The sequence below is a fragment of the Streptomyces sp. H27-C3 genome, assembly GCF_030063415.1.
Lineage (GTDB): Bacteria > Actinomycetota > Actinomycetes > Streptomycetales > Streptomycetaceae > Streptomyces.
In genome coordinates this window covers 47,796-70,413 of record NZ_JASITA010000019.1, presented here as the reverse complement: position 1 = coordinate 70,413, position 22,618 = coordinate 47,796, and the positions used below count along the sequence as shown (strand labels likewise).

The 22,618-nt window shown below is 69.6% G+C and carries 19 protein-coding genes and 1 pseudogene; 13 read left to right on the top strand and 7 right to left on the bottom strand.

Annotated elements, in window-relative coordinates; genetic code table 11:
- The first annotated feature begins 63 nt into the window (after positions 1-63).
- Together QMK30_RS20330 and QMK30_RS20325 are read left to right on the top strand one after the other, a co-directional pair.
- The gene (locus QMK30_RS20330; protein WP_283519767.1) at positions 64-1,158 is read left to right on the top strand and encodes an LLM class flavin-dependent oxidoreductase; all 1,095 of its coding nucleotides are present in this window, start codon (positions 64-66) and stop codon (positions 1,156-1,158) included.
- Positions 1,159-1,193: 35 nt separating this feature from the next.
- The gene (locus tag QMK30_RS20325) at positions 1,194-1,814 is read left to right on the top strand and encodes an FMN reductase (RefSeq protein ID WP_283519710.1); all 621 of its coding nucleotides are present in this window, start codon (positions 1,194-1,196) and stop codon (positions 1,812-1,814) included.
- 955 nt (positions 1,815-2,769) lie between these two features.
- On the opposite strand, the gene QMK30_RS20320 is transcribed toward QMK30_RS20325, so the two are convergent.
- Together QMK30_RS20320 and QMK30_RS20315 are read right to left on the bottom strand one after the other, a co-directional pair.
- Positions 2,770-3,297, bottom strand: a complete 528-nt coding sequence (locus QMK30_RS20320; protein WP_283519709.1) for a hypothetical protein — start codon at positions 3,295-3,297, stop codon at positions 2,770-2,772.
- Positions 3,290-4,216: a threonine aldolase family protein gene (locus QMK30_RS20315; protein WP_283519708.1), complete on the bottom strand. Its 927-nt coding sequence runs from the start codon at positions 4,214-4,216 to the stop codon at positions 3,290-3,292. The genes QMK30_RS20320 and QMK30_RS20315 overlap by 8 nt, the downstream gene beginning before the upstream one ends.
- Positions 4,217-4,483: 267 nt before the next feature.
- On the opposite strand from QMK30_RS20315, the gene QMK30_RS20310 reads away from it, so the two are divergent.
- Positions 4,484-5,722: an MFS transporter gene (locus tag QMK30_RS20310; RefSeq protein WP_283519707.1), complete on the top strand. Its 1,239-nt coding sequence runs from the start codon at positions 4,484-4,486 to the stop codon at positions 5,720-5,722.
- A 113-nt stretch (positions 5,723-5,835) separates the two neighbouring features.
- On the opposite strand, the pseudogene QMK30_RS20305 reads toward QMK30_RS20310, so the two are convergent.
- Together QMK30_RS20305 and QMK30_RS20300 are read right to left on the bottom strand one after the other, a co-directional pair.
- Positions 5,836-6,033: pseudogene (locus tag QMK30_RS20305) on the bottom strand (transposase); the annotation flags it as partial.
- A gap of 259 nt (positions 6,034-6,292) precedes the next feature.
- Positions 6,293-7,072 (bottom strand): class I SAM-dependent methyltransferase, encoded by a 780-nt coding sequence (locus QMK30_RS20300; RefSeq protein ID WP_283519706.1) that lies wholly within the window; start codon positions 7,070-7,072, stop codon positions 6,293-6,295.
- 263 nt (positions 7,073-7,335) lie between these two features.
- Between QMK30_RS20300 and QMK30_RS20295 the strand changes: the two genes are divergently transcribed.
- From QMK30_RS20295 to QMK30_RS20255, 9 genes are all read left to right on the top strand, one after another.
- Positions 7,336-8,745, top strand: coding sequence for a dihydrolipoyl dehydrogenase family protein (locus tag QMK30_RS20295; protein ID WP_283519705.1), 1,410 nt, complete (start codon positions 7,336-7,338; stop codon positions 8,743-8,745).
- Positions 8,742-9,215 carry a MauE/DoxX family redox-associated membrane protein gene (locus tag QMK30_RS20290; protein ID WP_283519704.1) on the top strand — a complete coding sequence of 158 codons (474 nt, stop codon included), beginning with the start codon at positions 8,742-8,744 and terminating at the stop codon, positions 9,213-9,215. Before QMK30_RS20295 ends, QMK30_RS20290 begins: the two co-directional genes overlap by 4 nt.
- Complete coding sequence (locus QMK30_RS20285; RefSeq protein ID WP_283519703.1) at positions 9,215-10,648, top strand: radical SAM domain-containing protein; 1,434 nt, start codon at positions 9,215-9,217, stop codon at positions 10,646-10,648. Before QMK30_RS20290 ends, QMK30_RS20285 begins: the two co-directional genes overlap by 1 nt.
- 3 nt (positions 10,649-10,651) lie before the next feature.
- On the top strand, positions 10,652-11,026 hold the full coding sequence (locus QMK30_RS20280) for a phosphorylase family protein (RefSeq protein WP_283519702.1): 375 nt from the start codon (positions 10,652-10,654) through the stop codon (positions 11,024-11,026).
- Positions 11,023-11,379, top strand: a complete 357-nt coding sequence (locus QMK30_RS20275) for a glycosyltransferase family protein (RefSeq protein ID WP_283519701.1) — start codon at positions 11,023-11,025, stop codon at positions 11,377-11,379. Before QMK30_RS20280 ends, QMK30_RS20275 begins: the two co-directional genes overlap by 4 nt.
- Positions 11,376-12,104: a TIGR04283 family arsenosugar biosynthesis glycosyltransferase gene (locus tag QMK30_RS20270; protein ID WP_283519700.1), complete on the top strand. Its 729-nt coding sequence runs from the start codon at positions 11,376-11,378 to the stop codon at positions 12,102-12,104. The genes QMK30_RS20275 and QMK30_RS20270 overlap by 4 nt, the downstream gene beginning before the upstream one ends.
- Before the next feature lie 45 nt (positions 12,105-12,149).
- Positions 12,150-13,826, top strand: coding sequence for a radical SAM protein (locus tag QMK30_RS20265; RefSeq protein WP_283519699.1), 1,677 nt, complete (start codon positions 12,150-12,152; stop codon positions 13,824-13,826).
- 23 nt (positions 13,827-13,849) lie between these two features.
- The gene (locus QMK30_RS20260) at positions 13,850-15,034 is read left to right on the top strand and encodes a Rossmann-fold NAD(P)-binding domain-containing protein (protein WP_283519698.1); all 1,185 of its coding nucleotides are present in this window, start codon (positions 13,850-13,852) and stop codon (positions 15,032-15,034) included.
- A gap of 329 nt (positions 15,035-15,363) precedes the next feature.
- Positions 15,364-16,449 (top strand): AfsR/SARP family transcriptional regulator, encoded by a 1,086-nt coding sequence (locus tag QMK30_RS20255; RefSeq protein WP_283519697.1) that lies wholly within the window; start codon positions 15,364-15,366, stop codon positions 16,447-16,449.
- Here QMK30_RS20255 and QMK30_RS20250 read toward each other — a convergent pair whose 3' ends face one another.
- Positions 16,450-17,112 carry a cutinase family protein gene (locus tag QMK30_RS20250; RefSeq protein WP_283519696.1) on the bottom strand — a complete coding sequence of 221 codons (663 nt, stop codon included), beginning with the start codon at positions 17,110-17,112 and terminating at the stop codon, positions 16,450-16,452.
- Positions 17,113-17,284: 172 nt separating this feature from the next.
- Here QMK30_RS20250 and QMK30_RS20245 point away from each other — a divergent pair, with 172 nt between their 5' ends.
- Entirely contained in the window at positions 17,285-18,946 is a 1,662-nt protein-coding gene (locus QMK30_RS20245) for a PLL family lectin (RefSeq protein ID WP_283519695.1), read from the top strand.
- A 108-nt stretch (positions 18,947-19,054) separates the two neighbouring features.
- Here the strand turns inward: QMK30_RS20245 and QMK30_RS20240 are convergent, their stop codons facing one another.
- On the bottom strand, positions 19,055-20,098 hold the full coding sequence (locus QMK30_RS20240; RefSeq protein ID WP_283519694.1) for an alpha/beta hydrolase: 1,044 nt from the start codon (positions 20,096-20,098) through the stop codon (positions 19,055-19,057).
- A gap of 73 nt (positions 20,099-20,171) precedes the next feature.
- The gene (locus QMK30_RS20235) at positions 20,172-22,559 is read right to left on the bottom strand and encodes a penicillin acylase family protein (RefSeq protein WP_502963175.1); all 2,388 of its coding nucleotides are present in this window, start codon (positions 22,557-22,559) and stop codon (positions 20,172-20,174) included.
- Positions 22,560-22,618 lie beyond the last annotated feature (59 nt).

Genomic DNA, 22,618 nt, shown 5'->3' with positions numbered 1-22,618 from the left:
GGTCCTCGGTTGAGACACGTGATTCAAGATTCAACTACTATAGGAGTGGGAAGCATGAGCGGGATGCAGTTCGGCATCTTCACCGTGGGCGACCTGACCGAGGACCCCACGACCGGGAAGACGGACACGGAGCACGACCGCATCAAGGCCATGGTCACCATCGCCCTCCACGCGGAGCAGGCCGGCCTCGACGTGTTCGCCACCGGTGAGCACCACAACCCGCCGTTCGTCCCCTCCTCGCCGACCACGATGCTCGGATGGATCGCCGCCAGGACCCAGAAGCTCCTGCTGTCGACGTCCACGACCCTGATCACCACCAACGACCCGGTGAAGATCGCCGAGGACTACGCGATGCTTCAGCACCTGGCCGACGGCCGCGTGGACCTGATGATGGGGCGCGGCAACACCGGACCGGTCTACCCGTGGTTCGGCAAGGACATCCGGGACGGCGTCGACCTGGCGCTGGAGAACTACGAGCTGCTGCACCAACTGTGGCGCCGGGAATCGGTGGACTGGGAGGGCAAGTTCCGCACGCCGCTCCAGTCGTTCACCTCGACTCCGCGCCCGCTGGACGAAATCGCCCCCTTCGTCTGGCACGGCTCGATCCGCTCCCCGGAGATCGCCGAACAGGCCGCGTTCTACGGCGACGGGTTCTTCCACAACAACATCTTCTGGCCCAAGGAGCACACCCAGAAGATGGTCCGGCTCTACCGGCGCCGCTACGCCCACTACGGCCACGGCACCGAGGAACAGGCAATCGTCGGCCTGGGCGGCCATGTGTTCATGCGCGCCAACAGCCAGGACGCGATCCGCGAATTCCGCCCGTACTTCAACCGCGCCCCGGTCTACGGCAACGGCCCGTCGCTGGAGGACTTCTCCCGCGAGACGCCGCTCACCGTCGGCTCGCCCCAGCAGGTCATCGAGCGGACACTGTCGTTCCGCGACTATGCGGGTGACTACCAGCGCCAGCTCTTCCTCGTGGACCACGCGGGCCTTCCGCTGAAGACCGTGCTGGAGCAGATCGACCTCCTCGGCGAGCACGTCGTACCGGTCCTGCGCAAGGAGTTCGCGATCGGCCGGGCCGCCGGCGTCCCGGACGCGCCCACGCACGTTTCCCTCGTCGCGGCGCGCGACGCCAAGACACCCGTCGCACCATGACCACCAGCCCCTCACCCCAGGAAAGCGGACCCACCATGAGCACGCTGCGACTGGTCGCAGTCACCGCCGGCTTGAGCCGGCCCTCCTCGACCCGTCTGCTGACCGACCGCCTGACCGAGGCGGCGAAACGACTCCTCGCCGACCGGGGCGTGGCAGCGGAGGTGGAGACGGTCGAACTGCGCGACCTCGCCGTCGACATCGCCACCGCCATGACCACCGGCTTCCCAGTCGGACGACTACGGGACGCCCTGGACGCGGTCGCCCGGGCCGACGGCGTGATAGCCGTGACGCCGGTCTTCACCGCGTCCTACAGCGGACTGTTCAAGTCGTTCTTCGACATCCTCGACAAGGAGGCCCTGACCGCGACGCCGGTCATCATCGCCGCGACCGGCGGCACCGCCCGACACTCCCTCGCCCTGGAACACGCGCTGCGCCCGCTCTTCGCGTACCTGCGCGCACTCGTCGTCCCGACCGCCGTTTACGCGGCGTCCGAGGACTGGGGAAACACCGACGGTCTCGTGTCCCGCATCGAGCGCGCCGCCGGGGAGCTCGCCGACCAGCTCTCCGGGGACCGCGGCCACAAGCGCGCGACGGCCGACGAGTTCGAGGACGTCACGCCCTTCGGGGACAGACTGGCAGCCCTGCACAGGGGGTGACACCACCACCCCGCTCCCTCACTACCGAACAAGGCGCTGACAGCCCGGCAGCCCGCACCCGACAGCCCGCACCACCGGTGCGGGCTGTCGGGTGGGCGCCGAAGTCACTGGGTTTGCCGTCGATTCAAGGGTGAGTCTCCCCCGGCAGAAGGTGCCCCGCGGTCTCGGTGAACCCGCACCCCAGCTCGAAGCGCGATCACCGTGTCCGATCCCGGCCCACAGACTCGTGGCAGGCGGAGGGCCGCTTACTACGACGCCCTCCGCCATAACCATGTGCCGACGCGGCCACAAGCTGCGCTGGGTCGACAGCGGGGCGTTCGCGTCTTCACACTGGTCGATGAGGGTGCCGAGAGGGCTGCTCAACCCGTGCCGTTGCCGACCATCAACGTACCGACACGCTGAGCCGCCCGCATCGCCTTGTCCGTGCGACGCGCGCTGCGTGGGGCAGGTCGCAGACGGTGGTCGACACTCGTGACAAGCCCGCGGTCATTCCTGTGTTCGTGTCGCGTGCGCAGGCCGACCGGGCTCTGCGGACCCTGCACGCGGTCTCGGCCGAGGCCGAGCGGCGGGGCTACGAGGCGGAAACGCGGACCGATTTCCATCGCGGTGAAGCCGTACACAGCTTGGTGATTGTCATCCGGGGCCGGGACTTCCCTCTACAGTAACAATCCCGGAGTGGAAGGCCAAGGTGCCGCACGAGGCGACACCGCAGGAAATCCGCAAGAAGGAGCGGTATCCCCGGACGCAGCTCCCCAGGTTCGACGAAGAGTTCAAGGTTGGCCCGGCCCGTGGCGCTCAGCCCCGCGGGGAGCGCCGGGCCGGGAGCTGTTGTGTGATGCAGTGGATCCCAGCGTAGCCGGTTGCCAGTGCGCGGGCAGGGTGCGCCTGTCGTTGATGCAGTAGGGGAACCACAGGGGTGTGTCCGCGCCGCCGCCCAGCTCGGTGAGCAGCCGGTTCATGCTGTCGGCGTCGCATCCAGAATTCTGGAAGGCGGTGATGGCGGACAGCCAGGACCTTTTACCGCCTGTGGCAGATCGGCGTCTGCGAGGTCCACCGAGAAGTACGTCTCCTGCATGAGGGTCGCCACCATGGAGCGGCTCTCGCGGCTGAACCGCTGCGAACTCGTCAGATGGAGGTCGACGTGGTGGCTTCCGGTGAGATCCCGCAGCAGCAGGGCCGTCGCGCCGACGATGACGGCTGCGGCGCTCGTGCCGGTGCTGTTCGCGATGCGGGTGACCGCGTAGTGGGCGGCGCGCGAGCGGAGGGCCGCCTGTCGGTACGCCGCCCCCTCGGGCAGGTTGGCCACGGCGTGAGGCAGCGCGAGGGGCGTCCGGTCACGGAAGAGCGATGCCACGTGGCCCAGGGTCCGATCGCGTTTGCGGATCCCCGCCGGCGATTCCTGCCATACGGCCAGGTCGGTGGGCGTCTTCGTGTCCGGAGGAAGCGGCGGCAGCGTCCGGCCGCTCCGGAAGTACTCAGTCACCTCGTTTCTGCAGGCGGGTGGTCACGTCCGGGGGCAGGATGGCGAAGACCGCGTTGGTCTGCACCGGTTGGACGATCGGTACGTCCGCAAGCCCGCTCACCGCCTCGGCCAGGCGCCGCGCCATGTCGTTGGCCTGGCGTGCGTTGGCCAGCCAGAGCCCGGACTCCATGAGGGCGATGAACTGCGCCGAGATGAAGCGCATCTTGGACGCCAGCTGCGTCGCGGCCTTGCGCAGGAAGGCCGGCCCGCGTACGGCGTCCGGATCCAGTACGACCAGGGCCTCGCCGAGCAGCAGGCCGTTCTTGGTGCCTCCGAAGGAGAGGACGTCCACCCCGGCGTCGGTGGTGAGGGTGCGTGCCGCTGCCGCCTGGGCCAGGCGCGCGCCGTCGAGGTACACGCGCATACCGTGCTCGTGGGCGTGGGCACAGATCGCGGCGATCTCCTGCGTCGTGTACAGGGTGCCGAGTTCCGTGGGCTGAGTGATCGCCACGACGGTCGGCTGTGCACGGTGTACGTCGCCCCGCCCCCACGCCTGCCGGTCGATCAGCGCGGGCGTCAGCTTGCCGTCCGGAGTCGGCACGGTGAGCAGTTTGACGTGGGCGACCCGCTCCGGGGCTCCGCATTCGTCGGTGTTGACATGAGCGCTCTCGGCACAGATGACGGCTCCCCAAGGCTCGCTCATCGCCTGGAGGCCCACCACGTTGGCGCCGGTGCCATTGAGAACGGGGTAGACGCTCGCACGGTTACCGAACTGCTCACGGAAGAGCTGCTGGAGCCGGTCGGTGTAGACGTCGTCCCCGTACGCCGCCTGGTGCCCCTCGTTGGCGGTGGCGAGGGCGGCCAGGATGTCCGGGTGCATTCCGGCGTAGTTGTCGCTCGCGAAGCCCCGCGACGCGGGGTCGTGCAGTTGGGAGATCAAGCCTTCGTCCTTCACTCGCGCGGCAGCCCTTGGTTCGGGCCGCCGCGATGTCGGCTGGATCGTGGGGATGCGGGGATATGGGATGTGCTAGGCGGTTGTCGCCGCTGGTGGGAGCCGTACAAGTCTCAACTCCCCACGCCTGTTCGGCAAGAAGATATTGCGAGATGATCTACCAATGAGCGCAAGTCTTCCGGCACAATTCTGATCAAGAAGGAATCCTGCCGTGCCGGCCCGAGGTGCCCGGCAGGAACTCGAGGAAGACGGATCATGCAGAGTTGCCCGGAAAGCACCCTGCGGCGTGCCCACAGAGGAGTCGTCGCCACTTTCGCCCTCGTCGGTGTGGTGAATGGCATCCTGGCGGCCAGGCTGCCTGGGCTCGCCGCCAAACTTGGCCTGGACACCGCCGACGTGGGGCTGGTCATCCTTTCCTGGGGTGTCGCGGCCACGGTGACCATGCAGTGCATGCGCTGGATCGTCGCCGCCCTGGGAAACCGGCTGTTGCTGCGAGTCGGCACTCCGCTGATCACCGTCGCCGTCGGGCTCATCGCCCTCAGCTCCTCATTTCCGCTGCTGCTCGCGGCAGCCGCCGGCTTCGGGGTCGCCTCCGGCATGGCCGAGGCCATGATGAACGCCCAGGGCAGTCTGGTCGAACGTCGCGCCGGACGCCCCCTGATGAACGGGTTCCACGCCGGATGGAGCGCCGGTGCGGTGGCCGGCGGACTCCTTGCCGTTCTGCTCGCCGCCCTGGACGTCTCCTACACCGCCTCGGTGCTGGGCGTCGCGGCCGTCGCCTTTCCGCTCGCCCTCACGGTGGGCTGGACCTACCTCGACGAGCCGGTAGAAGAGGAGGAGGCCGCACAACGCCGCAACCTTCCCGGCGTTGTCTACGTGATCGGTGCCGTGGCCTTCCTGGCGCTCCTCATCGAAGGACTGGTGGCCGACTGGAGCGGCCTCTTCCTCGCACGCGACCTGCGCACCACGGAGGCCGTCGCCGCCATCGCCTACCCGGCATACGAACTGGCCACTTTCTCCGGGCGGCTCTTCGGCGACCGGCTGCGCCTGCGCTACGGCAGCCGGTCAATCCTCGCGGTCGCCGGCACCACGACCGCGCTGGGCGTTCTCCTCGTGGTTCTCGCTCCCTCCGCCGTCTGGGCCATCGCCGGTTTCGGCCTCACAGGGCTGGCCGTCTGTGTCGTAGTTCCCCTGTGCATGTCCTTGGCCGGCACGCTCGCCCCCGGCCGCTCGGACGCCGCCATCGCCCAAGTGTCCGCGATCGGTTACGCAGGGCTGCTGGTCGGCCCCGTGCTCATCGGTTTCGTCGCCGAGGCCACCTCCCTCCGTACCGGCATCGCCACGGCCATCGCCGTCGCCCTGCTCATCACCGCCGCCTCGAGGCGGATGCCTCAACGGCTCCCCGCTGAAACCGAGTTCGCTTCGGAGGCCGCCGGCACCCCGACCGACGTCGGACACGACAGCTCGCAGGCTCCGCGCCAGCCGCAGTCGTAGCCAGCGCCGGCGACGAGGCAGTGCTAAGTGGCTCAGCCATATCCAACGAACCCAGAACTACGCCCTCCTGTTGACAGCCCACCTCAAGCCCGTCCCCCTCCGAGGCAGGGGCAGAAGTCATGCGGCAGGTACTCCCACGGAATGCCGGTGCGATTGACGTAGAGGATCACGTTGACGATCTCGCGCAGGTCGTGCACCCGAGCTGCTGTTCCGGGCCCGGTTCGCCTGGCTCGCCAGGCGGTGAAGACCGGTTCGATCAGAGCCCATCGGGCGTCGGAGACATCATCGCGATAGGGGCGATGGGCGTTCACGTGCGCAGGCTGGACCGCGAAGACGACCGGTCCCCACCTGCCGAGCGAATCGACGACCCACTGGCGCACTTCGCGCATCAGGTCCCCGCCCCCCAGCGCCACCCAGGAGCCGAGCGCCACCAGCAGGACCACGAGGACGGCCAGCCGTATCCACGCCGCGCGCGCCGGCCGCCGCGCCACCCCGTCCAAGGCCGCATCGGAACCGGGCCGATGTCGGGCAGCGGGTGCTCGGTTGCCGCTGAGGGGGCTGCCGGGCGATTCATATCGGCTCCTGTGACGGCTGTTCGGCGGGAAGGTCGGCCACTACGCGGCGCAGCGGCAGCTCCAGGCGTCGCCCCGATGCCGCCCACCGCGCGAGGGAGCGTTTGGCGACCTCGGCGCGGCGGGGTGTCAGTCCGGGCAGGTACAAGGCATCGGCCAGCAGCGCCGCCGCGTCGGCCGAGTCGATGGTGAGCGTGAAGACGCGTCGCTCGTCGCAGCAGACGCGGAATCCCGCCGCGCGTAGCACAGCGGCCAGTCCGTCGCGGGCCTGCGGGTTGGGCCACGGCTGGCGTACGGCGCGCAGGGCCGCCATCACCCGGAGCCAGCCGAGCATGCCGGAGGGGGAGAGCCCGGACTGGGAGGGCACCAGCGCCGCGAGCCTCCCGCCGGGCCGCAGTACGCGCCGGATCTCCCTGAGGACCTGCGGCAGGGGTGTGACGACCGGCAGGCACATGGCCGCGCAGACCGCTCCGGCGCTCGCGGAGGCGGCCGGGAGGGCGTCCGCGCCGGATCGGACCAGCGGTCCGCGGCCCCGGCGTGCCGCTTCGGCGAGTTCTGCCGCCGACAGGTCGATCCCGACCCAGTCGGCGTCGGGGAGCTCCGCACGGGTGGGTGCCGAGCCGCAGGCCAGGTCGAGGACCGTGCCCTCGACACCGCGCAGTGGTTCGGCCAGCCAGGCGTAGGGGGAAGTGTCGGTCAGGGAGAAGAGCTGCTCGGTGATGCCGGGGTGCGCCTGGTGGTAGGCGGTGATGAAGCGCCGCCAGTCAGGTTCGTCCATCCAGCCTTCGCCCCTCTTCCGTCCCCTGGGGACTGCTCTCCCCGTGTGCTTGCCCTCGGGAACCCTGCCGGGCCGGTCCCCCATTCCGTTTCGGACACGCCGGACGCGGGCTGACGCGAGATGGCCTTCGTGACCGTGATCGTGGGGCTGAGAAAGGGAAGGCCCGGACTGTGCCAGCGGGTTTCCCTCACGTCCCACGACCGCGCGCCGACCGTCCCACGACGGCGCACCGACCGTCCCGCACCGACGAGAGAGCCCGCACCATGAGTAGGTACGATCTGGTGGTCATCGGCGGCGGAAGCGCCGGCTTGACCGCGGCCCGCACCGCCGGGCGCTTCGGCGCCCGCACGCTGCTCGTCGAGCGCGACCGGCTGGGCGGGGACTGCCTGTGGACAGGGTGCGTACCGAGTAAGACGCTTCTCCACGTGGCCTCCGACGTCCAGGCAGCCCGCCGCGCTGCCGCCTACGGGCTCCCGCCCGTGACCGGTCCGGCCGACCTCGCGGCGGCCATGGCGGAGGTGAAACGGGCGATCGGCGCGATCGAACCGCACGACTCGGCCGAGGCACTCGCCCCGTACGGAGTCGACGTCACGTACGGCCCGGCGTCCTTCACCGGCCGGGGAACCCTGACCGCAGGAGGGCGGGAGATCTCCTTCCGGTACGCCCTCATCGCCACGGGCTCCTCGCCGGCCCTGATGCCGGTCCCCGGCCTGGCCGAGGCCGACCCGCTGACCAGCGACACCGCCTGGGAGCTGTCCGAACTCCCACGGCGCCTGGTGGTGCTGGGCGGCGGGCCCATCGGCTGCGAGCTGGGCCAGGCGTTCGCCCGGCTCGGCTCGCAGGTCTCCGTCGTGGAGGCGATGGGCAGGCTGGTGCCCCGTGAGGAACCCCGGGCGGCACAGGTGTTGCGGGAGCGGCTGGAGGCCGAGGGCGTCACCGTGCTGACCGGCTACCGCGCCGAGAGAGTCGACGCCGATGCCGTACATGGGCCCGGTGGACCTCTCCCGTACGACACGCTGCTGGCCGTCACCGGCCGCCGCGCCAACGTCCAGGGGCTCGGTCTGGAGGCGGCCGATGTTGAGCTGACCGACACCGGCCATGTCCGCACCGACGGACGGCTGCGCACCAGCAACCACCGGATCTACGCCGCCGGAGACGTGACCGGCCGTTCCGCCTTCACCCACCTGGGCGGCACGCAGGGAGCGGCTGCCGCCACCGACGCTCTGCTGGGGGTGCGTCGCCCCATCGACTACCGGGCGATGCCCTGGGTGACGTTCACCGATCCCGAGATCGCCCGCGTCGGATACACCTCCGACGAGGCGCACGAGAAGTACGGCGATGCCGCACGTGTCCACACGCTGGAGAACGACCGGGTCGACCGGGCGGTCGCCGACGGCCGCACCGAGGGCTTCACCACCCTCGTGCTGGGCCCGCGCGGGAAGATCGTCGGAGCCACGGTGGTGTCACCGAGGGCCGGAGAGACGATCGCCCACCTGGCAGCTGCGGTACGTCTGGGATGGACGCCCTCCGACTACGCCCGCACCGTGCACCCCTACCCCACCTACGCCGACGGGCCCTGGCACACGGCGCTGGCCGACGTCTATACCCGCCTGGCCAGGGGCAGCGGCCCGATCGGCGCGCTGCTGAAACTCCGCAGGAGGGTGATCCGGTGATCCTCCGCATCGTCCTGGGCGCCGTCCTCGCGACGATGGCGCTCGGCCAGCTCGCCTCCTTCGACGCGATGCCCGCCATCCTGACCACCTACGGACTGACATCCGGCGCGGCCTCGACCGCCCTGGCCGTGGCCCTGATCAGCGCCGAGGCCGTGACGGCCGCCTGGTTCCTCGCCCGGCCCCGCTCCCGCGCCACCGCGCCCCTCTGGCTGTACACGGGCGTCGCGAACGCCTGGGCGGCCCTGGCCGCCCAGGCGTTCGCCCGCGGACTCGTCCTCGACAACTGCGGCTGCTTCGGCACATACGCCGCCCAGCCGCTGCGCTGGTACGTCCTCGTCGAGGACGCCCTGATGCTGCTGTACGCCTGGCTCCTGTGGCGCGGGCTGCGCCGCGGACCCCGGGCCAGTCCCGCCTCGCCCAACGCCGGGGCCGCCCTATCGGCAGCCCGAACCCCGCAGGAGAACCACTGATGCGGATCATCGCGGCACTGTGTGCCCTCGAACGAGCCACCCGTCCCTACGACGCCGAGTTCGCCGCGGCCATGGAACGCCGCTGGGCGGAACTGCCCGACGCGGCCAGGACCCCGGGCCAGATTCTCGGCCGGCACGGCGTCGGCTGCGAGGGCACCCATGGTGTCTTCCCCAAGTGCAACCTCAAGTGCACCCCCTGCTACCACTCCCGGGACGCCAACCAGGTGCGCGTCGACGGCCCTCACACCCGCGACCAGATCGCCGCACAGATGACTCTGCTGCGTGAGCTGCGCGGTCCGCGCGCCCACACCCAGCTCATCGGCGGCGAGGTGAGCCTGCTCACCCCCGACGACCACGCCGCCACGCTGGCGATTATGCGGGACCACGGTCGGGAACCGATGAGCTTCACCCACGGCGACTTCGACGACGACTACCTCACCCGCCTCGCACTCGGCCCGACCGGCACACGGCGCTTTGCGCGGCTGTCCTTCGCCGCGCACTTCGACAAGTTCATGTACGGCCGGCGCGGCATCGAACGCCCGCCTCACGAGCAGTCGCTCAACCCGTACCGGGCACGGTTCGCCGCCATGTTCGCCCGGCTGCGGCGCGAGCACGGGGTGCGGTTCTTCCTCGCCCACAACATGACCGTCACCCCGGGCAACCTCGACGAGGTCGCGGGAGTGATCCGCGACTGCCACGCCATGGGCTACGGCATGTTCTCCTTCCAGCCCGCCGCCTTCCTCGGCGACGAGCGCCGCTGGAAGGAGAAGTTCCGCGAGGCGACCCCGGACGCGGTGTGGGCGGAGATCGAACGCGGCGCCGGAACCCGCCTGGACTACCGCGTCTTCGAGAACGGCGATGTGCGCTGCAACCGCACTGCCTACGGCTTCTACGTCGGCCACCGCTGGTATCCGTTCCTCGACGGCGACGACCCGCACGACCTCGCCGTACGCACCGCGTTCTTCCGCTACTTCGGAAAGGTGACCTTCACCGGCACCCCACCCGCCCTCCTCGCGGCCAGGGTCCTGCGGGTGGTGGCCCGCCACCCGTCCACCGCAGTGACGGCGCTGCGCTGGCTGGCCCGCACGGCCCGCCGCGTCGGGCTGCTGCGGCTGGCCCGCCACCGGATGCTGGTGCGCCCGGTCACGTTCGTCATGCACCAGTTCATGGACGCCGACGTCGTCGCCCCGGCCTGGGAGATGATGCGCCGCGGTGAGCAGGCAGCGGAGCCCCTGCTGCGCGAGACCCAGGAGCGGCTGGCCGCCTGTCACTACGCCATGGCCCACCCCGAAACCGGCACGCTCGTCCCCGCCTGTGTGCAGCACGCCGTGCTCGACCCGGGTGAGAACGCGGCACTGCGCACCCTGCTGCCGATCGTCGAGGTCCGTACCACCGCCGGCGGCTCGTCCGGCACGTCACCGAAGGAGAAGTAGTCCATGCGCATAGGCGTGATCACCGAATCCGGAAGCTACGACTGGCCCCATCTGGAGGGCGCCGCGGAGCGGACCGTCGTCACGGACCACGGGGCGGTCAGCGTCACCGAGGGACGCCTGGGGGATGCGGAGGTCGTGCAGCTGTCCCGGCACGGCGCCGGTCACCACCGGCTCTCCAACCAGGTCGACCACAAGGCGAACCTCGCCGCCCTGCTCGCCTGCAAGACAGAGGCCCTGGTGTCCTTCAGCGTCTGCGGCTCCCTCGACCCGGACCTGCGGCCGGGCTCCCTGGTGGTCTTCGCCACGCTGGCCGGGCACGCGCTGCCTTCCCCGGACGCCGTGAACGGGCCCGGTTTCGTCTACCGGTTCGACACGTGAACGCCGTCGGCCACGAGCACACCCCCGCGATCCTGGTCATGGCCAAACCACCCCGGCCCGGCACGGTCAAGACCCGGCCGCATCCCCTGCTGGGCCCGGCGCTCGACGGCCGCTACTACCTGATCGGCCTTCGGGTCCCGCACACGTCGCTCTTCGCCCTCGGTCCGGATGTCTGGAGCACGGACCGGGTACTCGCGGCGACCCGCGCCCTCGCCCGCGGCGAAGGGCTCAGCGTGGGGCTGCTGCGTCCACTGCGGGACCTGGACACCCCCGAGGACGCCGCCGCGCTCCTGACGGATCCGGCGCTGCCCGCGTCGATCGCCGCTCTGCTCCAGCCCGTGGAGGCGCCATGACGAAGGTGTCGATCATTGTCCCGGTGCTGAACGAGGAGGCCACGATCCACAGTGCGGTGAGCCGCCTGTGCCGGGACTTCCCCGACTGTGAGCTGATCGTCGTGGACGGTGGCTCCACCGACGCAACCGCCGAACTCGCCGCCCTGCACGCCACCGTGATCGCCAGTGAGCGCGGCCGGGCCCGGCAGATGAACGAGGGGGCCCGGCACGCGTCCGGTGACATCCTGTGGTTCGTCCACGCCGACACCGCCATCGATCCTGAAGCCCTGGGCCAGATCCGGGCCGTGCTCGCCGACCCTGCCGTGGCCGGAGGCGGCCTCACCCTGCGCTTCGACCGCAGGACAGCCGGCCTCAACTACCTCGCGTGGACGTCGAACGCCCGCGCCCGCCGCCTCCACCACATCTTCGGCGACCAGGCCATGTTCATCCGCCGCAGCGTCTTCGACGCCCTCGGCGGCTTCCCCGATCTGGCCATCATGGAGGACCTGGAGATGTCGCGTCGCCTGCACCGCCGCGGCCGGCTGTGCCTGCTGCCCGCCGCATCGTCGGCCTCCTCACGCCGCCTCGTCGCCCACGGGACCTGGCGCATGATCGCCTTCATGCAGTACCTCAAGCTGCTCTACTTCGTCGGCGTCGAGCCCGAGGCCATCCGCGCCCGCTACAGCGCCGGCCCCCACCTCTTCCCGAACAGGCCCCCGAGAGCGGCACGAACCAGCCGCACCTGAACACCCCCAACTTCTTTTCGCTTCGACACCTTGGAGACCGACTTCATGCGCATCGCAGTCTGCGGAGGGCCCTACGGGAACCCGTACGCTCTTCAGGCGTTCGTCGACGACGCCCGTGCCCGGGGCGCCGAGCGGCTGTTCTGTCTGGGAGACCTCGGCGGCTTCGGGGCCAAGGTCGATGCCCTATGGCCGATCCTGGCCGACAACGGCATCGAGTGCGTCGCCGGGAACTACGACGTGGCCATCGCCCGCGGCGACACCGACTGCGGCTGCGGCTACCGCGACGCCAAGGACAACGAGTACGCCCAGCTGATCTACGACCACACACTCGCCACCACCGGCCGCGACTTCGCCGCCTGGATGGGCACCCTGCCCACCGAGCGCCGGGAAACGATCGACGCCGTCGACGTCCACATGGTCCACGGCTCGACACTGGCGCTGAACGACTTCTGGTGGGAATCACTCCCCGAGGAGCAGCACCGCCTGCGATCCGAGGCATCCGGGGCCGACGTCGTCCTGTGCACCCACAGTGGTCTGCCCTGGCAGCGACTAATCGGCGACACCCTTGCCGTCAACGTCGGCGTGCTCGGCAAACCCGCCAACGACGGCCGCCACGAGGTCTGGTACGCGATTCTCGACCTTTCCGACGGGCACGTCACCGCCGAGCTGATCCCGCTCGCGTACGACTGGCAGGCGCAGGCCCGCTCGATGCGCACCGCAGGGCTCCCCGAGATCTTCGCCGAGACCATCGAGACCGGCTGGTGGACGACCTGCCTGGAGATCCTGCCGCCTCGTGAGCGTTCCCTGGGCCGCTACCACCTCTACCGCTCCACCCTGCCCTCCGGCTTCCGGCCGGCGGACGACGGCTGGGGCGAGGCCGCGCCCAAGACGCTGGAAGGCGACCGGCCGGTAGTCCCGCTGTTCGGCACGCCCTACTTCCCGTCGCGGCTGTGGATCTACACCAACTTTCACTGCAACCTGGCCTGCGACTACTGCGCGGTCGCCTCCTCCCCGAAGGCGGCTCCCCGCACCCTGCCCGCCGACGCCTTCCGCGCCCTCGTCGACGAGGGCGTACAGGCCGGGTTCACCGAGCTGTATCTCACGGGTGGTGAGCCCTTCCTGCACCCTGGCATCGTCGACCTCCTCGACTACGCCTCCGCCGAGCTGCCCACCGTCGTGATGACCAACGCGATGCTGCTGCGAGGCCGGCGCGCCGCCGGCCTCGCAGAGCTGACCGACCGCAAGCTCAGCGTCCAGACTTCCCTGGACGGCGCCACCGCCGCCACCCACGACCTCCACCGCGGCGCTGGTTCCTGGCAGCGCACCCTCGACGGCATCCGCCAGCTGATCGGCCTTGGACTGCCTCCGCGCGTCGCCCTCACCGAAACCGAGGACAACACCCACGAGGTCCCCGCGGTCGCCGAGCTGCTGGCCGGATTCGGCCTGCCCGCTGACCACTTCGCCGTACGTCCGCTGCTGCGCCGCGGCTTCGCCGAGACCGGAGTGGAGATCGGCGAGGACTCCAGCATCCCCGAACTGACCGTCACCGCCGACGGACTGCACTGGCACCCCGCCGGCGCCGACCTCGCTACCAGCCCCGATCTCCATCTCGCGCCCGCCGGAACCCCGCTCGCCACGGGCAAACAGCTGGTCACCGAGCGGTTCTTCGCCGCCCGCCTCACCGATGGCACCCTGCCCCGGCCCGTCCACTGCGCCATCTGACCCTTAAAGAAGGGGAGTCCCTCATGCAGCGACACGTCGCGATCCTCGGCGCCGGACCCGTCGGCCTCGACGCCGCTCTCGCCTGCGCCGACGCCGGATGGCCGTTCACCGTCTACGAAGCCGGGGACACCGTCGCCGCCCACGTACGGGACTGGGGCCATGCCCGCCTCTTCACGCCATGGGACCTCAACGTCTCCCGCCGGATGCGCACCCATCTGCCGCACGCCCCGGCCGGCCCCGAGTGCCCCACCGGAGCCGAGCTCGCGACGCGCCTGCTCGACCAGCTCGCCGCGCTGCCTGCTCTCCAAGGCCGCATCCGACCGTCCACCCGCATCGCCGGCATCGCCCGCACCGGCCTGCTCAAACACGAGCAGATCGGCACCGACACCCGCGCCGCCGCTCCCTTCACCCTCCTCCTGGACACCCCCGACGGTGAGGACACCGCCGAGGCGGACCTCGTCCTGGACTGCACCGGCACCTACTCCCACCCCAACACCCTGGGCCCCGGCGGCATCCCCGCACCCGGCGAACGCACCCTCGCCGACCGCATCACCCGCACCCTCCCCGACACCGGCGACCCCGACCGCTGGACCGGCACCGTCCTGCTCGTCGGTGCCGGGAAATCCGCCCAGACCGCGGCCCGCGACCTCGCCGCCCTGCCCGACACCCGCGTCGAATGGGCGGTCCGCAGCCCCGCGCCCGAATGGGGCGCCGTACCGGATGACACGCTGCCTGGCCGTCAGCACCTCGTGGACACCTCCCGGGCCCTCGCGGACGGCGCCAACGACCGGCTCACCGTTCACACGGGCGCCCACGTCCAGGACCTGAGCCCCGTCGGCGACCGGGTGCGCATCACCCTCACCACCGCAGCAGGCCCGCGCGAGATCGTCTGCGACCACGTCGTGGCGCTGACCGGGTACACCGGCGACGCATTCCTGTACCGGCAGTTGCAGGTCCACGAGTGCTACGCCACCGGCGCCCCCATGAACCTCTCCGCCGCCCTGCTCGGATCCGCGGGCGGGGACTGCCTCGCCCAGCCGTCCGTCGGGATCGAGGCCCTCCGCAATCCCGAGCCGCACTTCTTCATCCTGGGCGCCAAGTCCTACGGCCGCCTCAACACCTTCCTGCTGCGCACCGGCTACGAGCAGATCGACCAGCTCACCGCGGCGTACACCGACGAATCGGAGCTTCTGCCTGCCGGTAGGTAAGCGTGGTCACATACCCTCCCAATGCACTCGTCCTAGCGTCGACGAGGGTCAGCTGGTGCGCGGCCTCACTGCGCAACCCCTGGATCATCGCGACGGCCACCGCCGCGTTCGCCTGCGCGTCAGCCCCCGCCACGCGGGCCTCGGAGCCTGCTGCCCACTCACCCACTGTGCGGACGCCCCAGGCCAGCCGCCACCAGCCGACGCGCGCTTGAGGATGACATGCGGTCGCGTGTCGCTCCGGATCGTTCCGGATGCCCTTGCCCGACGCTCCCCCACTACCTTGTCGACGGCGCCCGCAAGGCCGACCCGTCCGGAGCCCGGGAGCAGCGATGCCGACTACCGTCCCCACCGACCGCCCTACCGCCACCGTGCTCAGGCAGCAGGAGCGACAGGTGCTCTCCGAGGTCGGCTGCGGCCTGCGGGACGACGAGATCGCCGCCGCCCTCGCCATCCCCGAGGATGCCGTGGCCGAGTACCTCGCGCGGATCCTGGTGAAGCTCGGTCTGCGCGACCGGGCCGCGGCCATCGTCCACGCCTTCGACTGCGGTCTGGTCGTCCCCGGGCGTGGCCCCCGCACGCCGTCGGTGAGACCGGTTCCACGGACCATCGCCGTGCGAGCGGCCGGACCGAAGGTACGGATCTCCCTGCTCGGGCCGCTGCAGGCATGGCGGGACGGGCGGCCCCTGAACCTGGGACATCTGCGCCAGCAAGCCGTCCTGGCGGCCCTGGCGCTGGGCGCGGGGCGGTCCCTCAGTCAGCAGGAACTGCTCGATGACGTATGGGGAATGGAGCCGCCGGTCGCGAACGTGGTGCCGGTGTACATCTACCGATTACGCAAGGCCCTGCGCGTCGGGGGCGGCCCGGACTCGGTCATCGAGCGCGGACTCCGTGGTTACCAACTGGTCTCCGGCGCGGTCGACGTGGACGTGGCACGCATGGAGGAGCTGGTCACCGGCATCGGGAAGGCCGATCGAGCGGGCGAACCGCTCGAGACGGTCCGCCTCTGTGCCCAGGCGCTGGAGCTGTTTCGCGAGGAGCCCCTGGCCGGTTTACCGGGGCCGCTCGCCGAACTGGAGCGGCTGCGGCTCACCGAGCGCAGGATCGCCATCGTGCAGCGGAAGTTGGAGTGGCAGCTGCGCCTTGGCCAGGATTCGGAGGCGATCGCCGAGCTGTTCGCCCTGTCGGCGGCGCACCCCCTCAACGAGCCGTTGGCCGCGATGCTGATGCGGGCGCTGCACCGGAACGGACGCCAGGCCGACGCCTTGAGGGTGTTCGAGCGCGCCCGCCGCCTTCTCGCTGACGGCCTCGGGGTTCATCCGAGCCGGATGCTGCGGCGGGCGCACCAGATGATTCTGCGCGGTGACGAAGCCGGTCTCGGCCTCACCCCCGGGGCCGGGTCCGTCACCGGCCGGTGATCACCAGGCGGCGGGGTACCAGGCGCCGTTGTACCACTGCTCGTTGGAGCCGTCGTTGTGGTGATCCATGTTGAAATCGTTGGGGTAGTTCCTGATGTGGTTGTTCGGGTACGTCCAGATGCCGGCGGACTCGTCGCAGACGTAGTCCCAGTGGCAGATCGTCTTGACCGGTACGTTACCGAAGAACCTGTCGGCGCCGGCGAGCGGAGCGCCGATGATGCCGCCGAACGGCACGGATCCCCCGTTGGCGCCGGGGTCGCCCTGGCGCTTGGGGTCCGCGATGAGAATGGCGTTGACGTTGTCGAAGGTCTGCCAGTTCTCGGTGACCCAGGTGTGGACCACCGCGGCGCCCAAGGAGTACCCGCCCATCTTGACGTGCTGACCCGGGCACGCGGCACGTTGGTCGCGCACCAGCCGGTTCAGCTCATTGACGCCCGCCCGGGCGCTCGCGCCGTTGGGAATCTGGGTGGGGTACCCGACGTGCTGCTGGATGTTGCCGGTGAAGCCGTCGTTGTTCCATGAGCTTCCCGTGCCGCCGACGACGATCGTGTAGGTGCCCTCGCACGGAGCCGCTGCGGCTTGCGCCGTGGACGCCTGTGTCACCGAAAGCCCTGCCGTCAGCAGAAGTCCGGCCAACGCGGCCGTCATCCTCTTCACTCGCATTCGATCCTCCCCATGTGGTCTGCCTACGCGTCACGACATTGGCAGTGGCCGATGACATCCCGATGAAACGCGCCCCGACGCAACGCGAGGGGAGTCCGATTCCATCGGTATTTCATCGGTGCTTTCTACTGTCGGCCGCCAACGACCGGAGTTCACGACCGAAAGGCACACCATGGCAAGAAGCGGCTTATACCGCGTACTCACCAGACTGGCCTTGATAGCCGGTATCTGGGCGTTGGTCATCGGGATGACCGCCTCGGTCGCCGTCGCCCAACCCGGACCTGTTCCAGGGCCGGGCGACGACCGGTCCGGCGTCTCCCGGTATTTCAGTGGCCCACAAGGCATGGCCATTGCGACCGCACCGTGTGATCCGGCCGGTCCGTCGGCCACCGACGGCATCATGGCCGACCAGCTCAACCCGCAGCTCAACGCGAAGATGGCCGGCTATCTGAACGCGTACAAGATGTCGTGCGCGCGGATGGTCACGCAGGCGGTGAAGGACCGCGGGCTCAACCCGAGAGCCGCGGCGATCGCCATCGCCACGATCATCGTGGAAACCAGCATGAACAACTACTCCCAGGCCGTCGATCACACCAGCATCGGGCTGTTCCAGCAGCAGGACTGGTGGGGCACCCGGGAGCAGCGTCTGAACCCGGCCTACGCCACCAACGCCTTCCTCGACGCGATGGAACAGCTGTATCCGGGCGGCTCGTGGAACGACGCGCCGATCGGCGATGTGTGCTGGCGGGTGCAGCAACCGAGAGAGGACCTGCGCTACCTGTACGGGATCGAGGCGGGCGACGCCACGCTGATCGCCAACGCGTTGTGGTCCGGTACGGGCGGCGGCCCCAAGCACCCGTACGGCTCCGGTCGGGTCGTGTCCGGGCGGTCCGTGGACGGACGCCTTGAGGCTTTCGCCGCCGGTTCCGACGGCGTGTATCACGCGTGGCAGACCGCGGTGAACGGCGCTTGGTCGCCGTGGCGGTTGGCGGGTGGTCCGCGCAACGCCCAGCTGGCGGTGGCGTCCAACGCCGACGGCCGACTGGAAGTGTTCGCGCTGTCGGACAGTACGTTCGATCACATGTGGCAGACCGGGCCCAGTTCCGGGTGGTCCGGCTGGGAGAACTTCGGCACCGGGGGGCACCGGCTGGCGGCGGGCAACAACGCCGACGGCCGGATCGAGGTGTTCGCCTCCAACGCCGACGGTGTGTTCCACCGCTGGCAGACCGCGCCCGGCGGCGGTTGGGCCGGCTGGGAAGGCACCCACGGCGGCCCGGCCAACGCGCGACTCGCCATGGAGAACGCGCCCAATGGGCGACTCGAGGTCTTCGCGCTGTCCGACTCTACGTTCGAGCATCTGAACCAGACCGGCGTCAACGGCGGGTGGTCCGCCTGGGAGAACTTCGGCACCGGAGGACGCGCCGTCACCGCCAGCTACAACCAGGACGGCAGGCTCGAGGTGTTCGCCTCCAACGCCGAGGGTGTGTTCCATCGCTGGCAGACCGGCCCGACCTCATGGTCGGCGTGGGCCGCCACCGGCGGGATCCCCAATGCCGAGCTGGCCACGTCGCGGACGGTCGACGGGCGGGTCGAAGTGTTCGCGATCAACGCCACCACCGCGAGCCATGCCTGGCAGACCGGCCCGAACGCGGCGTTCTCGCAGTGGGAAAACTTCGGTGGCGGTGGCACGTCGATCGGTGCGAGCAGCAACGCCGACGGTCGCACCGAAGTGTTCGGCACCAGCCACGCCGGCGTCTATCACCGGTGGCAGACCGGCTTCACCACCTGGTCGGAATGGGCTTGGCTGAACGATTCCGGCCCTGCGATCACCTAGCCGTCGCGGCTGGGGACCCGATCCGGGAATGAGAGCTCCGGAACGCGCGCCCGCCGTCGTCCCGCAGACCGCACCAGCGGCGGGCGGGACGACGGCGGGCGCTTGCCGTCAGACGGCGAATTCCCTCTCCAGCCTGGGGATCAGGTCCCTTAGATCCTGTTCCCAGCAGCCGGCGTTGTGGCCGCCGTTGCACTGGGTGCCCCAGGCGGCCCCGTCGCCGTAGTTGACGTAGTAGTAGGACATACCCAGAGCGTCCATGGCGGCCTTGACGTTCTTGGCCGCGCCCGCGACCCAGAACTCCATCTCGAGGGGCGAGCCGCCTCCGTCGCCCACGTAGACGGAAACCCCGACTCCGGCCTTGGCCAGTCGGTCCATGTGCTGCGACGGGTCGACCTCGTTCCACCGCCGGTCGGCGTTGAACACCGGGTAGGGCGAGCCGAACGCGGCGTCGCTGTCCACACCGGGCTTGTAGGGAGAGTCGTTGGGGTCGCAGGCTCCGGATGCCGATGCGCAGATCGCGCCCGACGCGTCGATGAGCGTGGCGACGACGGCCAGCCGGAGGTCCATGGACCTGGCCGACAGATCGATGTCTCCTGACAGGGACGCGGTGTGGCTGAACAGGTCGGGACGGGCCTGGGCGTAGTGGAAGGCGCCGAACCCACCCATGGAGACGCCGGCGATGGCCCTGGCCTTCTTGGTGGCGATGGTCCGCAGGTTCGCGTCGATGAACGGAACCACCTGTTTGAGGTGGAAGTTCTCCCAGTTCTGGGCACCGGCCGCGGTCTTCTGGTTGAGCCAGTTGGCGTACCAGCCCCGAGCGCCACCGTCCGGTATGACGGTGATCATCTGGTCCGACATCGACAGCGCCGGATACGTCTGCTGGACCGGATCGTCGGGCGAACCGTGCAGGAAGTACAGCACCGGGTAGCGCCGGTCCGGGGCGTCGTAGTAGCCGCTCGGCAGAACTATCTTGATGTGCTGCTCGCCCGCGACCTCGGGTGTGGTCACGGTGAGGTAGAAGTTGGTGGCATTTCCTGTCGCCGCGCCGACCTGGGTCAGGCCGAAACCGTTCGACATCGGCGGCGGCGCGGTGATTCCGTCAGCGGCCTGTACCGAACCCGTCGGCGCGACCACGGCCACGGCGGCGAGCATCCACGCCACCGCCAGTCGCCGCCAATGCGCTCTCCTTGTCACTGCGTTCCCCTCTGTGAGCTTGTCGGCATTCTCAGTTCAGAACCTTGGTCTGCAATTCCGGTGAAGCCGCGATCTGACCCTCCGTGAACCGCTCGGTCACCCACTTGCCGGCCGAGAAAAGCTTGGTCTGGTCGGCGTAGTGCGGCGAATTCGGGTTGGCCGACTGGGAGTAGGCCATGACGGAGGACGCCTGCGGCGGACCGTCGGCGGTGAACCGCACCTGCTGGATGAAGCTGGACCCGTAGACGATGTCCAGTTTTCCGTCGACCTGGCCGGGAGTGATCACGTTCAGCACACCGAGTTGGCTGATCGAGCCGTGGATCGGGATCTGCTCACCACCGCGGGTGACCTTCTGGATGTCCGACAGCGGGGCGTTCAGTGGAATGTTCGCCTTGCGCAGTGCGAGCACGGCACGCCCGAACGCCTCACGGACGGCGGAGCTACCGGTGTCCAGCGAATTGGGCGTGTGCACCGGGTCCTTGGGGTCGAAAGGCACCCGCCACGGCAGCTTCTCGATTCCCTGTCCATTGAGCAGGAGGGACCAGTAGTTCGCGAAGAGCCAGGACCCCCTGCTGTCCGCCGTGTAGTCGTGGTTCTTCCAGGCCGCCAGGATCGGACATGCCTCGCTCACGTTGACCAGGTTGCCGTCCACCAGGATGAGCCCGAAGGGGGCGTTCTGGCACATCGTCACCGTGGCGTTGAGGGCCAGGTCGGCCGCCCTGCTGTTGTCGGCGAACAGCAACTGCCTCATGGTCTCCGGTGTGAAGCCCTTGCCAGGCAGGCCGTCGGTGCCGTTGATCCGGTTCTGCGCGGTCAGGATGAGTTCCTGGGTACGCAGCGATCGGGGCGCCGAGGTGTCGCCCATCACCCGGGGGAAGGTCAGCGGTTGCTCGGGGTTGGCCAGCCAGGCGCTGTCGTTGGCGTTGCCCACGAAGTCGGAACGGATCAGGCGTGGTTGCTTGTTCGGGTCCAGCAGTCCCGGCGCGGCCGCGTTCGGGTCTTCGGGCCAGTCGCACGCGCTGCGTTTGCCGTCGAGGATGGAGATCGGCGGCACGTTCGGCAGCCGTAGTGACTGGTTGAACAGCAGCTGACCGGTCTGGGTGAGGCACGATCGCGCGTGCTCGTCGGTGATGTTCGGGGTGGCCTGGATGTCCGCGTACAGCGCGTTGCCCTTGCGGTCGGAGGCGACGGTGTTGAAGAAGGGGACGCCCTGCGTGGTCTCCAGGGTGTTCACCACGTCATGGACATCCTTGGCCTGGTTGAGCCGGAACCAGCTGTTCAGCGCCCGCAGGTTGTCCATGTTCACGTCGCGTACCGCGTGCGCGCTGACCACCCAGGGCAGCGCGACGCCCTGCATCGAGGTGGTGATCGGGCCGTAGCGGGTGGACCACAACGTCCTGGTGACCTTGGAGAGGGAGCCGTCCGGCTTCAGCACGTCGACCCCGACCCGCTGCGAGGTCATCTGCTCCCAGACGCCGTCCACCAGGTACTTGGTGGGGTTCAGCGGATCCACCTGTACGTCGAACAGCCCGAACGGGGCCACCGTGGCGATCGTATGGCTCCAGGCCACGTTCTCGTTGTAGCCGATGTTCACCGCGGGGAATCCCAGCAGGCTGGCCCCGGAGACGTTGGTCTTGCCCGGGATCGTCAGCTGGCTCTGCCACATCCGGTTCTTGCCTTGCCACGGGAAGTGCGGGTTGGCCAGCAGCATGCTGGTGCCGTCGGACACGCCCTGCGAGCCGACGGCCAACGCGTTGCTGCCCATGCTCTGTTGGCGGCTGGCCGCCATCGCGTCGCGGATCTTCGCGGCGGTCTTCGCGGGTGAGGACGCCGGCTGCGCGGCGGGCGAGGCCCCCGGGGGTGCGGCGTTCATCTGGCCGTCCAGCAGCGCGTCGGCGCTGCCCATGATGATCTCGGCATGCGCGTGCCGGTAGACGTCCAGTTCCGTGATCGGCCGCACCCAGGCGGCACCGCGGCAGGCCGGGTCGGTGATGTTGTTCACGCCGGTCTCGGTCAGGTACCTGTTGTATCCCTGGACATAGCCGCGAATGGCTTCTCTGACCTCCGGCTCCGGCCCGTCGGGAGCGGGCTTGTCGAGGAGCCGCTCCACCACCTGGTTGTCCTTGATCCGCTGGAAGTACAGATCGCTGTTGAGGTTGGTGGTGGTGTTCTGGTTCTGGCCGGGACTCGTCTTGCCCTCGGGCCCCAGGTGGCGGGACCTCTGGGCGTTGACCATCAGATAGGTGTCGGCCAGGGTGCAGATGTTGTCCTTGGCCGCCGCGTATCCGTAGCCCGTTCCAAGCCCCTCCCAGTTCGAGGCGATGATGTGCGGGATTCCGTACTCGGTGTAGCGGATCGTCGGCTTGTCCGGCCCCGGTCCGTCGGCGGCCGCCCTCGTGGCCGTCGACCCGGTGGCCACCAGCGAGCTCATCACCGCCACAGCGGCCATGACCGCCATCGGCAGCCTCGCTCTGTATC